Origin of the sequence: Kistimonas asteriae (assembly GCF_018263925.1) — a bacterium.
In the GTDB taxonomy this organism is placed as follows: domain Bacteria; phylum Pseudomonadota; class Gammaproteobacteria; order Pseudomonadales; family Endozoicomonadaceae; genus Kistimonas; species Kistimonas asteriae.
On the sequence record NZ_JAEVHF010000001.1, the window covers coordinates 57,037 to 71,445 of the forward strand.

Genomic DNA, 14,409 nt, shown 5'->3' on the forward strand with positions numbered 1-14,409 from the left:
ACTTTCGTCCGAGTATATAGAAAGGCCTTGGGCGAACCAAAAGAATCTTTTTTAATTTCGCAAGTTTTTTGTAAAGCTGCTTCAAATCTAGCGCCACCTGCTCCACCCCAACAGTGACAGACTCCGTCTCAATAACAGGATACGTTAAACGGGTTTCCCCATTGCGTGATCCAACCCCATGCGAAAACGACACGGCATATACAGACCGGACAGCCCCGCCAGTACGGCTGCCAATCCCAACAAAAGCACCGGCACCTGTAGAAACCCCTGTCCACACAACAGTTCCATAACATAGGGAGACACACCGCCAAACAGGGAAATCCCCAGGTTATGACTGATAGCCAGACCGGAATAACGCACCGGGGTATCAAACAATTCCGTTATCGCCGCCTGGTAACAGCCGTTGATCAATGAGGCTGGCAAGACCGTCACCATCAACAATACCCAAAAGTGACCATCCATCAGGCAGTGGATTGCTGGCAACATACACAACAGCAACACGGCACAACCGGTAAGAATCACCCTGCGACGCCCGATCCTGTCGGACACTACGCCCGCACAAAACGTACCCGCCGCCAATAACAACATGGCAGTTGTCGTAAATCCGTAAGCACTCAGATGGCTGTAATGCAGATGCTGGGCAATCATGGACGGCAGGAACAGGCAAAAGGCTGACACTGTGCCGGCAATAGCCACCAACCCGATGGCAATTAACAGGTTCTGTCGGTTAGACCGCCACAATTGCAGGAAAGGCACTTTCGCTATCTCTCCCCGCTCCACGATGGCGATGAACAGCGGTGTTTCCGCAATATGTCGCCGCGCCAGGTAACCAACCACACCCAGCGCGCCGCCAGCAAAGAATGGCAGTCGCCACCCCCACTGCTGAATTTCTCCTTCCGTCAGTGTTGCGGCAATCAGCATGGCGACCGCGCCGGCCAGCACATGCCCCAGCGTGGCCGAGGTTATGATGGAGGCCGTCACCAGCCCGCGCCGGTTAGGCGGCACTTGCTCTGCGGCATAAATGATCGAGCCAGGTAACTCACCACCTACCGATAATCCCTGAATAATCCGGCACAGAACCAGTAACCCCGGCGCCAACCCACCCACCAGCGCATAACCGGGTAACAGCCCAATACCCAGTGTTGCCAACGACATCAGCAGGATCGACAACCGAAACAAGCGCTTTCGGCCAATGCGGTCACCAAAGTGACTGAACAGCAAACCACCCAAGGGACGGGTCAGATAACCCAACGCAAAAATAGCAAAAATCCACAGCCGACTGCCCTCTTCCCCCGGGATAAAAACCCGGGTCAGCACGTCCGCAAACAGGAACAGGATGGCAAAATCAAAGAATTCCAGGACGGCGCCTACGCAGGTAACCAGCAACAACTGCCGCACTTCAGACTCCGGAGGTCAGTGAATGTCAGTGCGGGAAATATAGAGCAGCCAACGACAGGCTGTGGTGGGAGGTATTAAAAAAACGGGAATAAACAAAAAAACAGGCAATAACACGTAATCACGTCTATTGAGCGCGCGGATAAAAAAATCTCAGCGGGATTTCAGGACATCCAGCACATCATCCAGCTCGGCCTTCATCTGCTTGACCAGCTGCCGGAACTGGCTGGCATCCTGGCTTTCCTCTTCGCCGGATAGCCGGGCGCGAGCGCCGGGAATAGTGTAACCCTGCTCGTAAAGGAGACTGCGGATCTGGCGAATGGTCAGCACATCCTGACGCATATAATAACGGCGGTTGCCACGGCGCTTGACCGGTTTGAGCTGGGGAAATTCCTGCTCCCAGTAACGCAGCACGTGGTTCTTCACATCACAAAGCTGGCTGACCTCACTGATGGTGAAGTAGCGCTTGCCGGGAATGGGAGGAAGAGAACCCTCCTCTTCCTCAGTTGCTGGTATCGCTTCCTGCATAGGCCTCTACTCTCACCCTGAGTTTCTGGCCGGGCTTGAACGTCACCACCCGCCGGGGAGTGATGGGGATTTCTTCACCCGTTTTCGGGTTGCGGCCGGGGCGCTCACCTTTGTCACGCAGGTCAAAATTCCCGAAACCGGAAAGTTTAACCTGCTCATTGGCAATCAAAGCCTGGCGGATTTCCTCAAAAAACTGCTCCACCAGGTCCTTGGCCTCGCGTTTGTTGAAGCCGAGTTCTTCGTGAAGATAATCGGCTATTTCCGCCTTGGTAAGCGCCCCCATCCCTTACTTCCTCAGTGTTGCCTTAACCCCGTTCTCCAGTGCACTGACGACACCGGCAAATAACGCGTTAATCTCATCATCCTTAAATGTGCGGGAAGGATGTTGCAAGGTCAACCCCAGGGCCAGGCTTTTTTGCCCTTCCGGCACACCTTGACCGGTGTAAACATCGAACACCGTCACAGTTTTCAACCATTCGCCCGCCTGCTTCCGGATAATCTGCTCGATGTCACCAGCCGGTACAGACTGGTCAACAACCAGCGCCATATCGCGACGTACTTCCGGGAACTTGGACAGTGCCAGGTATTCTGTCACACGACCCTGCTCAACGGCAGCAACGTTCACTTCAAACAGGTACGCAGGGCCATTCAGATCCATCAGCTTGACCAGGGACGGATGCAGTGCACCCACTACACCAACCACTTCACCATCACGCAGTACTTCAGCGCACTGGCCGGGATGCATGTTGGCACGACGTGCGGTACGGAAAGACCAGACCTGATCATCACCCCCAAGCGCCAGCAGGGCTTCCAGATCTCCCTTGATGTCGTAGAAGTCTACCGGCGCGTTATTGCCGGTCCAGCCTTCCGGCTCACGGGAACCGGTGATCACGCCGGCCAGCCAGAGTTCCTGCGCCAGTTCGCCGTTCTTGGTGACGAAGGTCTGTCCGGATTCGAACAAACGGACACGCTGCTGCTGACGATTCTGGTTGTACTGAACCGTTTTCACCAAGCCCGGCAGCAGGCTGGTGCGCATGACCGACATTTCACTGGAGATCGGGTTGGACAGCGCCACCGGTTCCAGCTCCGGCTCAAACGCCTTGTGCAGAGCCGGATCAATAAAACTGAAGTTGATCGCTTCCTGGTAACCACGAGCCACCAGTACACGACGCATAACTTCAATGCCCTTGCGGCCTTCATCGATCTGCTTCAGCTGCACCCGGGCCACCGGCGTGGTTTCCGGCAGGTTGTTGTAGCCGTAGATACGACCCAGCTCTTCGATCAGATCTTCTTCAATGCTGATGTCGAAACGCCAGCTGGGAACGGCCACCGTCCAGGTGCCTTCACCGGTTGCGGTCAGGGTCAGGCCCAGACGGCTCAGCAGGGCTTCGATATGGTCGTTTTCAATCGCTACACCCAGCAGGGATTCAACCTTTTCCGCACGCAGGCTGACCTGCTTCAGGGATGGCAGATCCGCTTCGCTGGCGACTTCAGAGACTGGGCCGGGCTTGCCGCCGCAGATTTCCAGAATCAGCTGGGTCGCGCGCTCAACAGCCTTGCGCTGCAGCTGGAAGTCCACACCACGCTCGAAACGGTGAGAAGAATCCGTGTGCAAGCCGTAGGAGCGTGCCTTGCCAGCGATAGTGATCGGGTTGAAGAACGCACTCTCAAGGAAGATGTTACGCGTCGCGGTGGTGACGCCAGTATTCTCGCCGCCCATGACGCCGGCAATCGCCAGTGCCTTGCTTTCGTCAGCGATGACCAGAGTCTCAGTGGTCAGCTTCACCTCGGAGCCATCCAACAACGTCAGCGGCTCATCAGCTTCCGCCATACGTACACGGATGGAACCGGACAGGGTGTCCAGGTCAAAGCCGTGCATGGGCTGGCCCAGCTCGATCATCACGTAATTGGTGACATCCACCACCGGGTCGATGGAACGGATGCCGGCACGACGCAAGCGCTCGCTCATCCACAGCGGGGTTTCAACAGCGACGTTCACATCACGGATCACCCGGCCCACGTAACGGGGACAGGCGGCCGGTGCTTCCAGGGCAACCGGGAAGGTATCATCAATCTGCGGCGCACATTCAGCGACTTCCGGCTCACAGACATCGGCCAGGTAGTTGGCACTGACCTCACGGGCGAGACCGGCAATGCTCAGGCAGTCACCCCGGTTCGGGGTCAGGTCTACGTCGATGATGGCGTCTTCCAGCTGCAGGAATTCGCGGATATCCTGGCCAACCGGTGCATCAGCAGGCAGTTCCATCAGGCCGTCAGAGGGAATATCCATGCCCATCTCTTCGCCAGCGCAGAGCATGCCGAAGGATTCCACGCCACGGAGCTTGGCCTTCTTGATCTTGAAGTTGCCGGGCAGTACCGCACCGATGGTGGCAAACGGAGCTTTCAGGCCCACACGCGCGTTGGGCGCACCGCAGACCACCTGAAACTCTTCACTGCCGGTGGAGACGCGGGTCACACGCAGCTTGTCCGCATCCGGGTGCTGTTCGCAGGCGACGATCTCGCCGACCACGATACCGGTAAACTCACCGGCCACCGCTTCAACACCATCCACTTCCAGGCCGGCCATGGTGATCTTGGCAGCCAGCTCATCGGTACTTGCCTCAGGGCTCACCCACTGGCGCAACCACTGTTCACTGAATTTCATGCTTTGTTCGTCCTCATCGCCTGACGGTGTTTTGAGGCCGTCAGGACACACTCAAATACTGTCAAATCCCGCCCTTTCCTGTGGGAAAGGTGATCAGTGGAACTGCTCCAGGAAGCGCATGTCGTTTTCGAAGAACAGGCGCAGATCCTTCACGCCGTAGCGCAGCATGGCGAAGCGTTCGACACCGAGACCAAAGGCATAGCCGGTGTATTTGGTGGCATCGATACCGGCGTATTCGAACACCTTCGGGTGTACCATGCCGCAGCCCAGCACTTCCAGCCACTTGATGGAACCGTCTTCATTGCGACCCCACTCGATATCCACCTCGGCGGAAGGCTCAGTGAACGGGAAGTAGGAGGGACGGAAACGGACCTGAAGATCGTCACGCTCGAAGAAGACGCGCAGAAAGTCCACCAGCACGCTCTTGAGGTCGGCAAAGCTGACTTTCTCGCCCACATACAGGCCTTCGACCTGGTGAAACATGGGGCTGTGGGTCTGGTCAGAATCGCAACGGTACACCTTGCCCGGGCAGATGATCGCAAACGGCGGCTTGCCGCTTTCCATCACCCGCACCTGAACCGGAGAGGTATGGGTACGCAGGACGGTGCCGGGGTTGAAGTAGAAGGTATCGTGCATGGCACGGGCCGGGTGGTGAGACGGGATATTGAGCGCTTCGAAGTTGTGGTAATCATCTTCGATCTCAGGGCCGTCGGCCTGCTCAAAACCGATGGTGCGGAAATATTCGGTAATCCGCTCCATGGTCCGGGTCACCGGATGAATACCGCCAATGGCCTGGCCGCGGCCAGGCAGGGTGACATCGATGGTTTCGCCAGCCAGGCGGGCTTCGAGCGCGGCGTTTTCCAGCGCCTCGCGGCGGGCGTTGATGGCGGCCTGCACCTGTTGCTTGGCGGCGTTAATACGGGCACCGGCGGCCGGTTTCTCGGCGGGCGGCACGTCACGCAGACTCTGCATCAGCAGGCTGATTTCGCCCTTTTTGCCCAGGTACTGCACACGTACCTGATCCAGGCTTGCAGCGTCACTGGCGACGGCGACGGCCTCCAGTGCGGCGTTGGTCAGAACTTCGAGATTTTCCATGGGATTTGAGCGTCGGAACCTTGATTCACGGATGATGCAAAACGGGCTAGTTTACCGGCAATGCTGAGACTTGAACAGCGGAAGGACTGGATGCAGCTGCGTTAAATCACTGACAAAGAATGCATGCAATCATAACATCCTCACGCAAAGAAAAACCCGCCGGAGCGGGTAATCAAAAGTGTCGTTTGTCATATGATCATTATTCTTTTGAATCAACTGCCCTTACGGGGAGGCTTGGGCGCTATTGTCGGATAGCCGGGCTTAGCCTTGCGCGGAGCCTCTGACACAGCACCCTGCTCGACCGAAGGCGGTGGCGGAAAATCATCTCGGTGATTAGCTGCAAACCCCGCGTCATCCACCTCTGGTAGAGGTGGTAAATCGTCGTCAGTCGCTTTGGCCTCCTCGGATTCGATATATGCTTTAGTCAGAGCTGGCGGAGGTGCCGGCCACTCTTCATGGCCATCAACTGCCGTTTCATCCTCCACAACTGGCTCACGCTCACAATCTTGAGTGGCAACGGTATACCTGTGACGAGGCACGTCATAGATTGGCTCATGACGGTCGGGTGATGCATCACGAGGTACAATCTCTTCATAAATCGGATCATCCACAGGACGGTTTGAAGGCGGCACATCATAGTGACCTCTATCATTTTCGACAGCCACAATATGTGGCGACATCATCTCAACGTATACCGACTCATCACTCCCAGAATGCACAGGACGATTGGATGTGGGCACATCATAATGGCCGGACATTGCTCCACTGATAAACGGAGTCTTTACCGTCATATCCATGTAATCAGACTCAACGTCCGACACTTCTTCCAAGCTGCCTTCTTCTAACAGATCAGCCAATGCAGAGGTATTCGGACCTGCTTCTACCAACCCTGCGGCTTTAACATGGAATTTGCTTTTCAACTTCTCAGCCAGCATGTAGCGTTCTTTGGCACTGAGTTCATCGCATGCATCGCTTAACGGATAAGTGACATCTTCTATAAATTTTTTGATCTCTTCCTGCATTCTATCGACCAACTCAAGCAGGCCATGCTTCAGCTCTGTGCGTCGGGACTCCTCCACCACCGAATCCCACCTGGACGTCTCCAACTCCTGCTGCAGGAGATTGTACTCACTGGCCAACCGCTGAAGCTCTGTACCCGGAGCGAACAAAACCATCAAAGAAGGGGAAATTACCTTGAAGTCCTTGGCTTTGACCTCCCCCTGATGACGAGCAACCAGGGTACGTACTTTTCGCTTTAGGTGTTGAAATAGAATCCATAAGCGACTGTATTGTTTCACAGCGACTTTCTTCGATGAATCCATCTCAAAGCTGTCAATGACGGCGTCTGCACCATCGCCTGCTTTCTGGTTTCGATCACCATCAACCACAATCCTGTCCACGACAGAATTTACCGGCAGACTCCTCTCTTCTGCCAACTGGTTCAGCACTTTGTCGAACTGTAACACCAGGATTGGATCCCGCTTGTCATTATTAGAAGATCCTGAAATTACCTCTTGAGACAGGCTCTCTGGGCGAGGACATGTGGCATAGGCTTTTTGGGCCGATTTTTTGATACTTTCTTCAAGTCCTGGCTGCTGTTTCAAGGTCATGATACGGTGTTCAAGTGACCGAAATTCCATGTCTGCCTGCAGCTCTGACAGAGGTTGGGAATGGCTGGCCAGTATTGATTCACCAAGCACATCCACCACATTCTGGCTGTTCAAACGTCCTTTTTGTTCTCGCCCTGCTGACTCAAAAGAAACCCCCGCCTGATTATCGCCCGGACAGGCAATAACTGTCCCTGCACCAGCTTTATTCAATCCTGACATAATACTCTCCTTGCGAACGCATTTTCATTTTTGTTGTTCAGCACACACTGCTGTTTATTAATTCAACCCCAACAAACACCAGATAAAAATAAAACATTCATCTAATAGAATAATTTGCACTAAAAACAACAAGAACATCTCAAATACCGCAAAACAAAAAAACACGATAGTTCATTTTGAAATAACAAAAACGTACAAGCTTTAAAAATTCATCACCAAGAAACAGATCACAAAAAAACAATCACAAAAACAAAGCAACCTCAAAAAAACGTTATATTTTATACAAAGGGCTAATATACCGAACTATCTGGTTTCTATTTAATAGCCAGATAACTCAAAAAAGGACTAAATCATGAAAATCAACAACAATGGAAACACAAGAAGTACACATATCGACAAAAAAAGCGACAAAGAAAATGTAAAAAGTGGCCGCGTCGAAAAAAGAGGGAAAAAGCGACTAAAAGGGAAAGCTGTCAAAACAAACCCAAACGTCATGCGCAACATTGCCGATAATAAGAAAGCCGGTGCTCAGGCTGATCCCAGTAATACCATGGAAAGAAAAAATTCCTCTCCTATCAAGACAGGTAACGTTACCTCACAGAATGAAGCTTTCAAGAAAGAATTAAACAAGCTACTTCAAGGACAGCTTGAATCAGCGCCATCCAGTAACCGATCTCAGTTTTTCGTCAACCTCTCAGATAAAGCCATTACTGAATGTTTATCCGACATACAGGAATCTGCTAGTGAGGCGAAGCCAGTAGAGGTTACATTATCAGGTCAGTATCAAACCTATCAAGATAGCCTGGACTCATTAAAAGAAAGTCTTGGCGGCGCACCCAACTATCAAGGCAAGAAACCCTCACTTGAACTGCATAAGAAGTTTCTTGGCTTACCTATAGACACAGTAAAAACATGGATTAGCAAATCACTTGAAAAGCGCTGGGCTCCTCGACCTTTATGGAAAGCACTCGGTCGGCGTTTCCAATTAGCAAAGACTGGAATGACGCATTACGAATATTTATCATTAACGCTGCAAAGCATCAATAAGATGAAGCAAAACCTGTCTCAAATACAAGATAAATTACGTAATAAAGATAATGCCTGCCACTTCTTCCATAAGGCAACGGGGTTGACCTTCCACGAGAAGCTTAACGATCCAACCATGCTAGCGAACTCATTGAATGACTATATAGAAATGTTCGAAAAACACATGGACAAGGCTGTCCGTGAAGGTACGCTTCAAGCGTTTGTAGAAGAGGCTATGCCTAAGACTGATGTTTGTTTCGAGGCCAGAATGAGCTCCATGATTGCATACACTGCATCTCACCCACTAGATGGAGAAGATTCAATTTCTCTGGATAACATTGCCGATTACAGCTCAGAATCATCAATGGAAGATGCATTGAATGAAGAATTGAAAGTCCTCCTGATGGGCGGCAATGAAATCGCCGAGATTGATGCCGAGTATATTTTTGACTACCTCGTCAACCAGAGAAATCTTGTGGGGCAAAAATTCCAGGGTGGGTACACCAATACCGAAGATTTCGCAGCCATGATCGGAGAAAGCACTGAAAATCAGGAAATCACTATTACTGAGGATCTTCTACGACAGTATCTTGATTATGCAGAAAATATCCTTTGTCTATTCTAACGTCTGAATAGACAAGCTTACCTGTTTAACGGTCGAACAGTAGACATATGACAACCGACATCACTCATGGCATTTCATAAATGCTGTGCCATGAGTGAAACAATCAAAAATCAACAATCAATATCACCTTACCCTTTATAAACCATTGACCACTGGAGTAGTTCACAGTTGATTCTGAGCATAAGATCAATAACACTCCAAAACAACTATTTCATACATACCAAGTCCTGCACAATTCCACTCAAATCAGAAGCTCGCCCTTTAGTTTCTATCTAAATCTTCCCGCAGCTAACATTGACCAATCCGTCTACGCTCAGCCTGAGTTTGGTGACACTACATCTTACAACGACCGAAGCCAAATTTAACAACCCCATAATTGAACAAATTATAACTTCCTCACTATATCGGCGATATTTTATCTTAAACTGATACAAATAAAACACACTCTACAATCATGAAAACAGGTAGACCATGAAAATAAAACCTAATAACGGATATTCTAATACCAACAAAGAACAATACCCCTCTACTTCCGACTCCTCTCCAGGAAAATCACATGGCCCCTGGAAAGTTACTACGACCCCCGGCCTAGAAAGATTGACGCGCATTCATCTAAGGTACTGGAAACTCCGCTCAGTTTTTGACAGAAAAGTTTCAAACATAAAATTTTCATACATGAAACTTCTACAAAGAGTTTATAACGCAAGCCCCTCTTTAGCGTTCATTCTTTCCGAGCCAGCGCAATTACTCAGGAGAACGATTCCTCACATAGCAGGTCGAAAGAAAAACTTCACAATGTATGGCATCAATACAGGAGAACCCTCATCGCAAGATGAGGTGTTTCGGCCGGTCATTCTCGTGCACGGAGATAAGGCAAATCAAGGATGCTGGTCTCAGCTTGGTAAAGCTTTAATGAAAGATGGTGGTGGTGATGTTTACACACTCAACCTTCCACCTAACCTCGAAGATCGACCCGAATCACTGTTAGACAAAATTAAAGAAGTGGCTCAAAAAATCCCAAAAGGACAACCTCTCTGCATTGATTTAGTTGGACATTCGAGAGGCGTAGAGACAATTATTGAAGCGTTAAGCCAGTTACCCGAAGACATCTACGTCAACTGTTGCTATCTATTAGGTCTTCCCGAAGCCAATATCAATATGCATTTCGATGCTTTCGCCAAGGCAAAGGAGAAGAAAAATGAGATTGTACAGTTCCATGGCCGGTATGATTTACTGGAAGACTCCAATGCCTTTTCGCCCGATACCAACTTAGATAGCTCCGACGATGTACATGTTGCCGAATGTGGACATATGGGTTTGCTTTCAAATCGTAAGGTCATCAAGAAAATCGTTGAAAAACGAAAACAATCACTTCAGCAAGCAAATAAGACATGAGGAACTGGCACTCAGATATGTTTGTGCCACGAACCAGACAGACAGGTTATTAAGATGAGCCAGCAATAGTGACTCATTGCGATAAAAGGGTTGAATGCCCCTACAGGTTTTGAATGCAGACAAGTGAAATAGAAGAAAACAACAAATAGGAAGAGTCTGATCTGACAGTATAAACAACGAAATCAAGAAAGCGTCAGATCATATCTCCCCCCTGTAAATCACGGCTTATTGATTGAACGTCCTGACTCATCCTCTGAATCCGGTGGTGGCGGCATTATTTGTACTGCCCCCATATCTTTCGCTTCTTCGTACAATTCTGGTGGAGGAGGCGGCAAATCTTCCATAGGGATTAGCCCATCATCGGTAACCAACTGAGCAGAGGCTGATTCACTATCTCTCCCGTCTTCAAGCGATGAGACTTGCTGTGATACATCGGCTTTTAGGCGATTTGGATCGAATCCTATACAGTCCTTTAATACCCTTTTTATCGCAGTAGCAGTATTCTGATCATCAATCTCCAGCAGGTCATGATTCAATAATGCATCTGCATCATCAACCAGCCTGCCAGCTTCCTCTATGATTGTGTGGGACAGTGCAACCAATTCATCCTTCAAACTATCCCGCTCTTTCTGCTCAAAAATTTTGTGAGCATCTAACAGTTGAGCACGCTTGAAGTTATAACTGTTTACGCTCTCCTTCAACGTTGTTCCCTCTGCCAGCACCTTAACCAGCTTAGCGGGAATCTCTTTAAAATCCTTGCCTTTGACGTTGGAAGCATCACCAATCAGCAGAGAACGAATAGCCTGTCGGAAGCGGCTCGCCCATAGCCTTAGGCGGGAGTGCTTTTTAAAACGCTCTTTTAGTTGATCAGGCTGAGCGACCGAAACGGTGGCCCGATCCAACGCTTCGACATCTTCTGCATTTTCAAGACCGAATGCAGTCTCACCATTCTCAGCGGCCTCTCCAAGGATCAGACCAAACTGAGCATGAGAATCCTCCCCTATGACGCTCTCTTGCAGCAAATTGCTCTGAGGATTGGGTACCGATACTTGCAGGTCCTGCGGTTTTTTCCCCGCACTCAAAACACTATTCTCAAAACCTTTACTGCCAGTGAGCATTTCTTTAATCTGCTCAATCGACTTTTCAGCCCCCGTAGAGATGGATGATTTTTTACCAGCCTCTTTCTGGATATGCTTCTCTCCTTCAGCAGCCTCCACGTCCAAAGACAAGCCCTTCATTCGCCCCTTTACCGGCTGATCCGGTGACTCCTTATGATCTTCCACTTCTCCACGTTGAACAGGTTGTCCGGCATTCGTTCTATTGATTTCAGGCATTACAGCATCCTCTCTGCACCTTTGTTTTTATCAGTATAGATAGGCCTGCAAAGAGTAAATCAACTGATCTCGCCTCTTTCCAGACCATCTAAAGCAACAGCTCCTGAAACCTTCGCCAACATATTGCGCAGAGCTAATATCACTGAGATACCTGGTGAGTAATAGATCTTTTTTGCATTGACAAAGGGTGGAATATCGTAAAACCAACTACGTATATCCCGCGCTGTAGTGATGCCAACCACTATTGTTGACCTCCACCCACCTGAATAAAGTGCGCGCTCATCCTGCCTGCAGGTGAATTGACAACCTTGAACGAATACAGGAACCATCCAAAACGGGTGGTTTTTGCATTTCCATGGTAAAGGTATAACGATGCAATCAACGCAAGCGGCTCCCCGTTCGGCAGCCAACCACAACTTCGCCCCCTGGCTGGGTGTTATCTTCCTGATCTACCTGCTGCTTGTGGCGGTTGGCATGATCGGCGCCGGCTTCAAATGGGCTTCCGGTGGCGCTGACGGTGCACGCCAGCTGTTCGCTTTTGCCACTAACCCCTTGATGGGCCTGGTGGTCGGCGCCATGGCTACCGCCCTGGTACAGTCTTCCAGCACCGTGACATCGGTCATCGTCGGCCTCGTGGCTGGCGGCCTGCCGGTACCAACGGCCATCCCCATGATCATGGGCGCCAACCTGGGCACTACGGTAACCAATACCCTGGTCAGCATGGGCCATGTCGGCAAGCGCAAGGAATTCCGTCGGGCGTTCTCCGCCGCCACTGTGCACGACTTCTTCAACCTGATGGCCGTGGCAATATTCTTGCCGCTCGAAGTCATGACCGGCTACCTGTCCAAGACATCTGAATACCTGGCCAACCTGCTGGTGGGTGGCAGCAGCGTCAGCATCAAGGGCCTGGACTTTATCAAGCCGCTGACCCAGCCAGTACTGGACGTCTTCAAGGACCTCTATGCCGGGCTGCCGGGCATCACTGGCGGCGTCATGCTGGCCCTGACAGGTCTGGCGTTTATCTTCCTGTCCATCGTCTTCCTGGGCAAGCTGCTCAAGCGGTTGATGGTCGGGCGCGCCAAGGCGATCCTGCACAAGGCGATTGGCCGTGGCCCGGTCACGGGTATTTTCTCCGGCACCCTGATGACCATCGCGGTACAGTCCTCATCCACCACCACCAGCCTGATCGTACCGCTGGCGGGGAACGGCCTGTTCAAGCTGAAGGAAATCTACCCCTTTACCCTGGGCGCCAACATCGGCACGACCATCACGGCATTGCTGGCTGCCACGGCAGTGTCTGGCAGCCATGCTTTTTTTGCCCTGCAGATCGCCCTGGTACACCTGGTTTTTAACATCAGCGCCGTTGTCTTAATTTATGGCATTCCACAGCTGCGGAAAATCCCCCTGCGTACAGCACGGCGTTTCGCCCAGATTGCCAGCCGCCGCAAGTGGATTGTTCTGGCTTATGTTGGCGGGGTATTCTTCGTTATCCCCGGCCTTTTGATTGCTATTACTGCGTAAGAGAACCCTGCCATGACGACGATGAAGGAATACAAGGCACAGCGAAAAGCCCTCAAAAACCAGATTGAGGAAACCCGGGCACTGCTTGAGCGTCTTGAGGCGGAGCTGGAAGAAGACCGGCACGAGATGCAGCATGAAGAGGTGGACCATCTTGAGGAATACATCGAGAAGGCCCAGCCGCATATCGGCGACTTCCGGACCCTGACCCAGACGGCGATGGAAGACCTCGGAAAATCTGTTCACCGCCTGATCGATGCGATCCGCGGCCAGAAAAAAGACTGAAAAAAATGCCCCGAAAGGGGCATTTTTTATGCGTGCATGACAGGAAAACGTTCAGCGGACAATTTCATGGAAGCGGGAAAGGATGGTATCGGCAATATCCAGCCGTTGAAACGCTGAAAGATTACTCATGCGTTCAAGATCGAGCCAATGCAGGTGCAGGTAAGGGGAGCGGGCCTTGAACTCGCGCAGATCACCTTTCTTGATGAGCGGAAGAAAACTGTCCTTTTTACTGAGCACCCGGTCAAAGGCTTCGCTCAGAGGCATCGTTACCCATTTCTTATCCCCTTTGACAGGCATTCGCACAAAGAAACCCTCTTTACCCAGAAGCTCCCCAGGAAACAGCATGATATTGGAGGGTCTTACAGCTTCCCCCCTGACCGAATCAAATGTCTCATGCCAAGCCTGCTCATCGGGCAGGATCTGAATTTCGTTTTCACCGAGTCCATCGATGTAATGCAAACGGTAGTTACTGTAGAGCTGACACACACTTTCAGAATAAACGCAAAACACATCACGAAACTGATGCATGTAATCGTAGGCTTTCTGCTGGTGAATAATATGCTTCAAGCCCCAGCGTAAGTCCGTATTCGTTTCCATAGCCCCCCCATACCAGGCGTAGATCTGCCACTCACTCCAGCATCCTGCTATCGGGCAATGCATTTTCATCACAGGTTATCAGAGCGCGGCTTCCTGTACTGTGAGCAATATCAAGCT

At 51.0% G+C, this 14,409-nt stretch carries 12 protein-coding genes; 4 read left to right on the forward strand and 8 right to left on the reverse strand.

The window, feature by feature from the left end:
- Window positions 1-144 precede the first annotated feature (144 nt).
- The 6 genes from KHS78_RS00265 to KHS78_RS00290 all read right to left on the reverse strand — a co-directional run bounded on the left by KHS78_RS00265 (window position 145) and on the right by KHS78_RS00290 (window position 7,512).
- A complete protein-coding gene (locus KHS78_RS00265) occupies window positions 145-1,398 on the reverse strand; it encodes an MFS transporter (RefSeq protein WP_211824080.1) in 1,254 nt (417 codons plus the stop codon).
- A gap of 150 nt (window positions 1,399-1,548) precedes the next feature.
- The gene (locus tag KHS78_RS00270; protein ID WP_211824082.1) at window positions 1,549-1,923 is read right to left on the reverse strand and encodes a MerR family transcriptional regulator; all 375 of its coding nucleotides are present in this window, start codon (window positions 1,921-1,923) and stop codon (window positions 1,549-1,551) included.
- A complete protein-coding gene (gene ihfA, locus KHS78_RS00275) occupies window positions 1,898-2,206 on the reverse strand; it encodes an integration host factor subunit alpha (RefSeq protein ID WP_211824083.1) in 309 nt (102 codons plus the stop codon). The genes KHS78_RS00270 and ihfA overlap by 26 nt, the downstream gene beginning before the upstream one ends.
- A 3-nt stretch (window positions 2,207-2,209) precedes the next feature.
- Window positions 2,210-4,588 carry a phenylalanine--tRNA ligase subunit beta gene (pheT, locus tag KHS78_RS00280; protein ID WP_211824086.1) on the reverse strand — a complete coding sequence of 793 codons (2,379 nt, stop codon included), beginning with the start codon at window positions 4,586-4,588 and terminating at the stop codon, window positions 2,210-2,212.
- Between the two features lie 93 nt (window positions 4,589-4,681).
- Window positions 4,682-5,683, reverse strand: a complete 1,002-nt coding sequence (gene pheS, locus KHS78_RS00285; RefSeq protein WP_211824087.1) for a phenylalanine--tRNA ligase subunit alpha — start codon at window positions 5,681-5,683, stop codon at window positions 4,682-4,684.
- 212 nt (window positions 5,684-5,895) lie between these two features.
- The gene (locus tag KHS78_RS00290) at window positions 5,896-7,512 is read right to left on the reverse strand and encodes a hypothetical protein (protein WP_211824090.1); all 1,617 of its coding nucleotides are present in this window, start codon (window positions 7,510-7,512) and stop codon (window positions 5,896-5,898) included.
- 352 nt (window positions 7,513-7,864) lie between these two features.
- Here KHS78_RS00290 and KHS78_RS00295 point away from each other — a divergent pair, with 352 nt between their 5' ends.
- Window positions 7,865-9,163, forward strand: coding sequence for a hypothetical protein (locus tag KHS78_RS00295; RefSeq protein WP_211824092.1), 1,299 nt, complete (start codon window positions 7,865-7,867; stop codon window positions 9,161-9,163).
- Between the two features lie 471 nt (window positions 9,164-9,634).
- Entirely contained in the window at window positions 9,635-10,558 is a 924-nt protein-coding gene (locus KHS78_RS00300) for an esterase/lipase family protein (protein WP_211824094.1), read from the forward strand.
- A 218-nt stretch (window positions 10,559-10,776) separates the two neighbouring features.
- On the opposite strand, the gene KHS78_RS00305 is transcribed toward KHS78_RS00300, so the two are convergent.
- Window positions 10,777-11,892, reverse strand: coding sequence for a hypothetical protein (locus tag KHS78_RS00305; protein WP_211824096.1), 1,116 nt, complete (start codon window positions 11,890-11,892; stop codon window positions 10,777-10,779).
- A gap of 372 nt (window positions 11,893-12,264) precedes the next feature.
- Here KHS78_RS00305 and KHS78_RS00310 point away from each other — a divergent pair, with 372 nt between their 5' ends.
- The gene (locus KHS78_RS00310; RefSeq protein WP_211824098.1) at window positions 12,265-13,413 is read left to right on the forward strand and encodes a Na/Pi symporter; all 1,149 of its coding nucleotides are present in this window, start codon (window positions 12,265-12,267) and stop codon (window positions 13,411-13,413) included.
- Window positions 13,414-13,425: 12 nt separating this feature from the next.
- Window positions 13,426-13,695 (forward strand): hypothetical protein, encoded by a 270-nt coding sequence (locus KHS78_RS00315; protein ID WP_211824100.1) that lies wholly within the window; start codon window positions 13,426-13,428, stop codon window positions 13,693-13,695.
- 51 nt (window positions 13,696-13,746) lie between these two features.
- Here KHS78_RS00315 and KHS78_RS00320 read toward each other — a convergent pair whose 3' ends face one another.
- Window positions 13,747-14,292, reverse strand: coding sequence for a hypothetical protein (locus KHS78_RS00320; RefSeq protein WP_211824102.1), 546 nt, complete (start codon window positions 14,290-14,292; stop codon window positions 13,747-13,749).
- Between the last annotated feature and the right edge of the window lie 117 nt (window positions 14,293-14,409).

Coding starts and splice junctions, on each gene's coding strand:
- KHS78_RS00270 (WP_211824082.1), bottom strand. CDS start 1,923: ATGCAGGAAGCGATACCAGCAACTGAGGAAGAGGAGGGTTCTCTTCCT.
- ihfA (WP_211824083.1), bottom strand. CDS start 2,206: ATGGGGGCGCTTACCAAGGCGGAAATAGCCGATTATCTTCACGAAGAA.
- pheT (WP_211824086.1), bottom strand. CDS start 4,588: ATGAAATTCAGTGAACAGTGGTTGCGCCAGTGGGTGAGCCCTGAGGCA.
- pheS (WP_211824087.1), bottom strand. CDS start 5,683: ATGGAAAATCTCGAAGTTCTGACCAACGCCGCACTGGAGGCCGTCGCC.
- KHS78_RS00290 (WP_211824090.1), bottom strand. CDS start 7,512: ATGTCAGGATTGAATAAAGCTGGTGCAGGGACAGTTATTGCCTGTCCG.
- KHS78_RS00295 (WP_211824092.1), top strand. CDS start 7,865: ATGAAAATCAACAACAATGGAAACACAAGAAGTACACATATCGACAAA.
- KHS78_RS00300 (WP_211824094.1), top strand. CDS start 9,635: ATGAAAATAAAACCTAATAACGGATATTCTAATACCAACAAAGAACAA.
- KHS78_RS00305 (WP_211824096.1), bottom strand. CDS start 11,892: ATGCCTGAAATCAATAGAACGAATGCCGGACAACCTGTTCAACGTGGA.
- KHS78_RS00310 (WP_211824098.1), top strand. CDS start 12,265: ATGCAATCAACGCAAGCGGCTCCCCGTTCGGCAGCCAACCACAACTTC.
- KHS78_RS00315 (WP_211824100.1), top strand. CDS start 13,426: ATGACGACGATGAAGGAATACAAGGCACAGCGAAAAGCCCTCAAAAAC.
- KHS78_RS00320 (WP_211824102.1), bottom strand. CDS start 14,292: ATGGAAACGAATACGGACTTACGCTGGGGCTTGAAGCATATTATTCAC.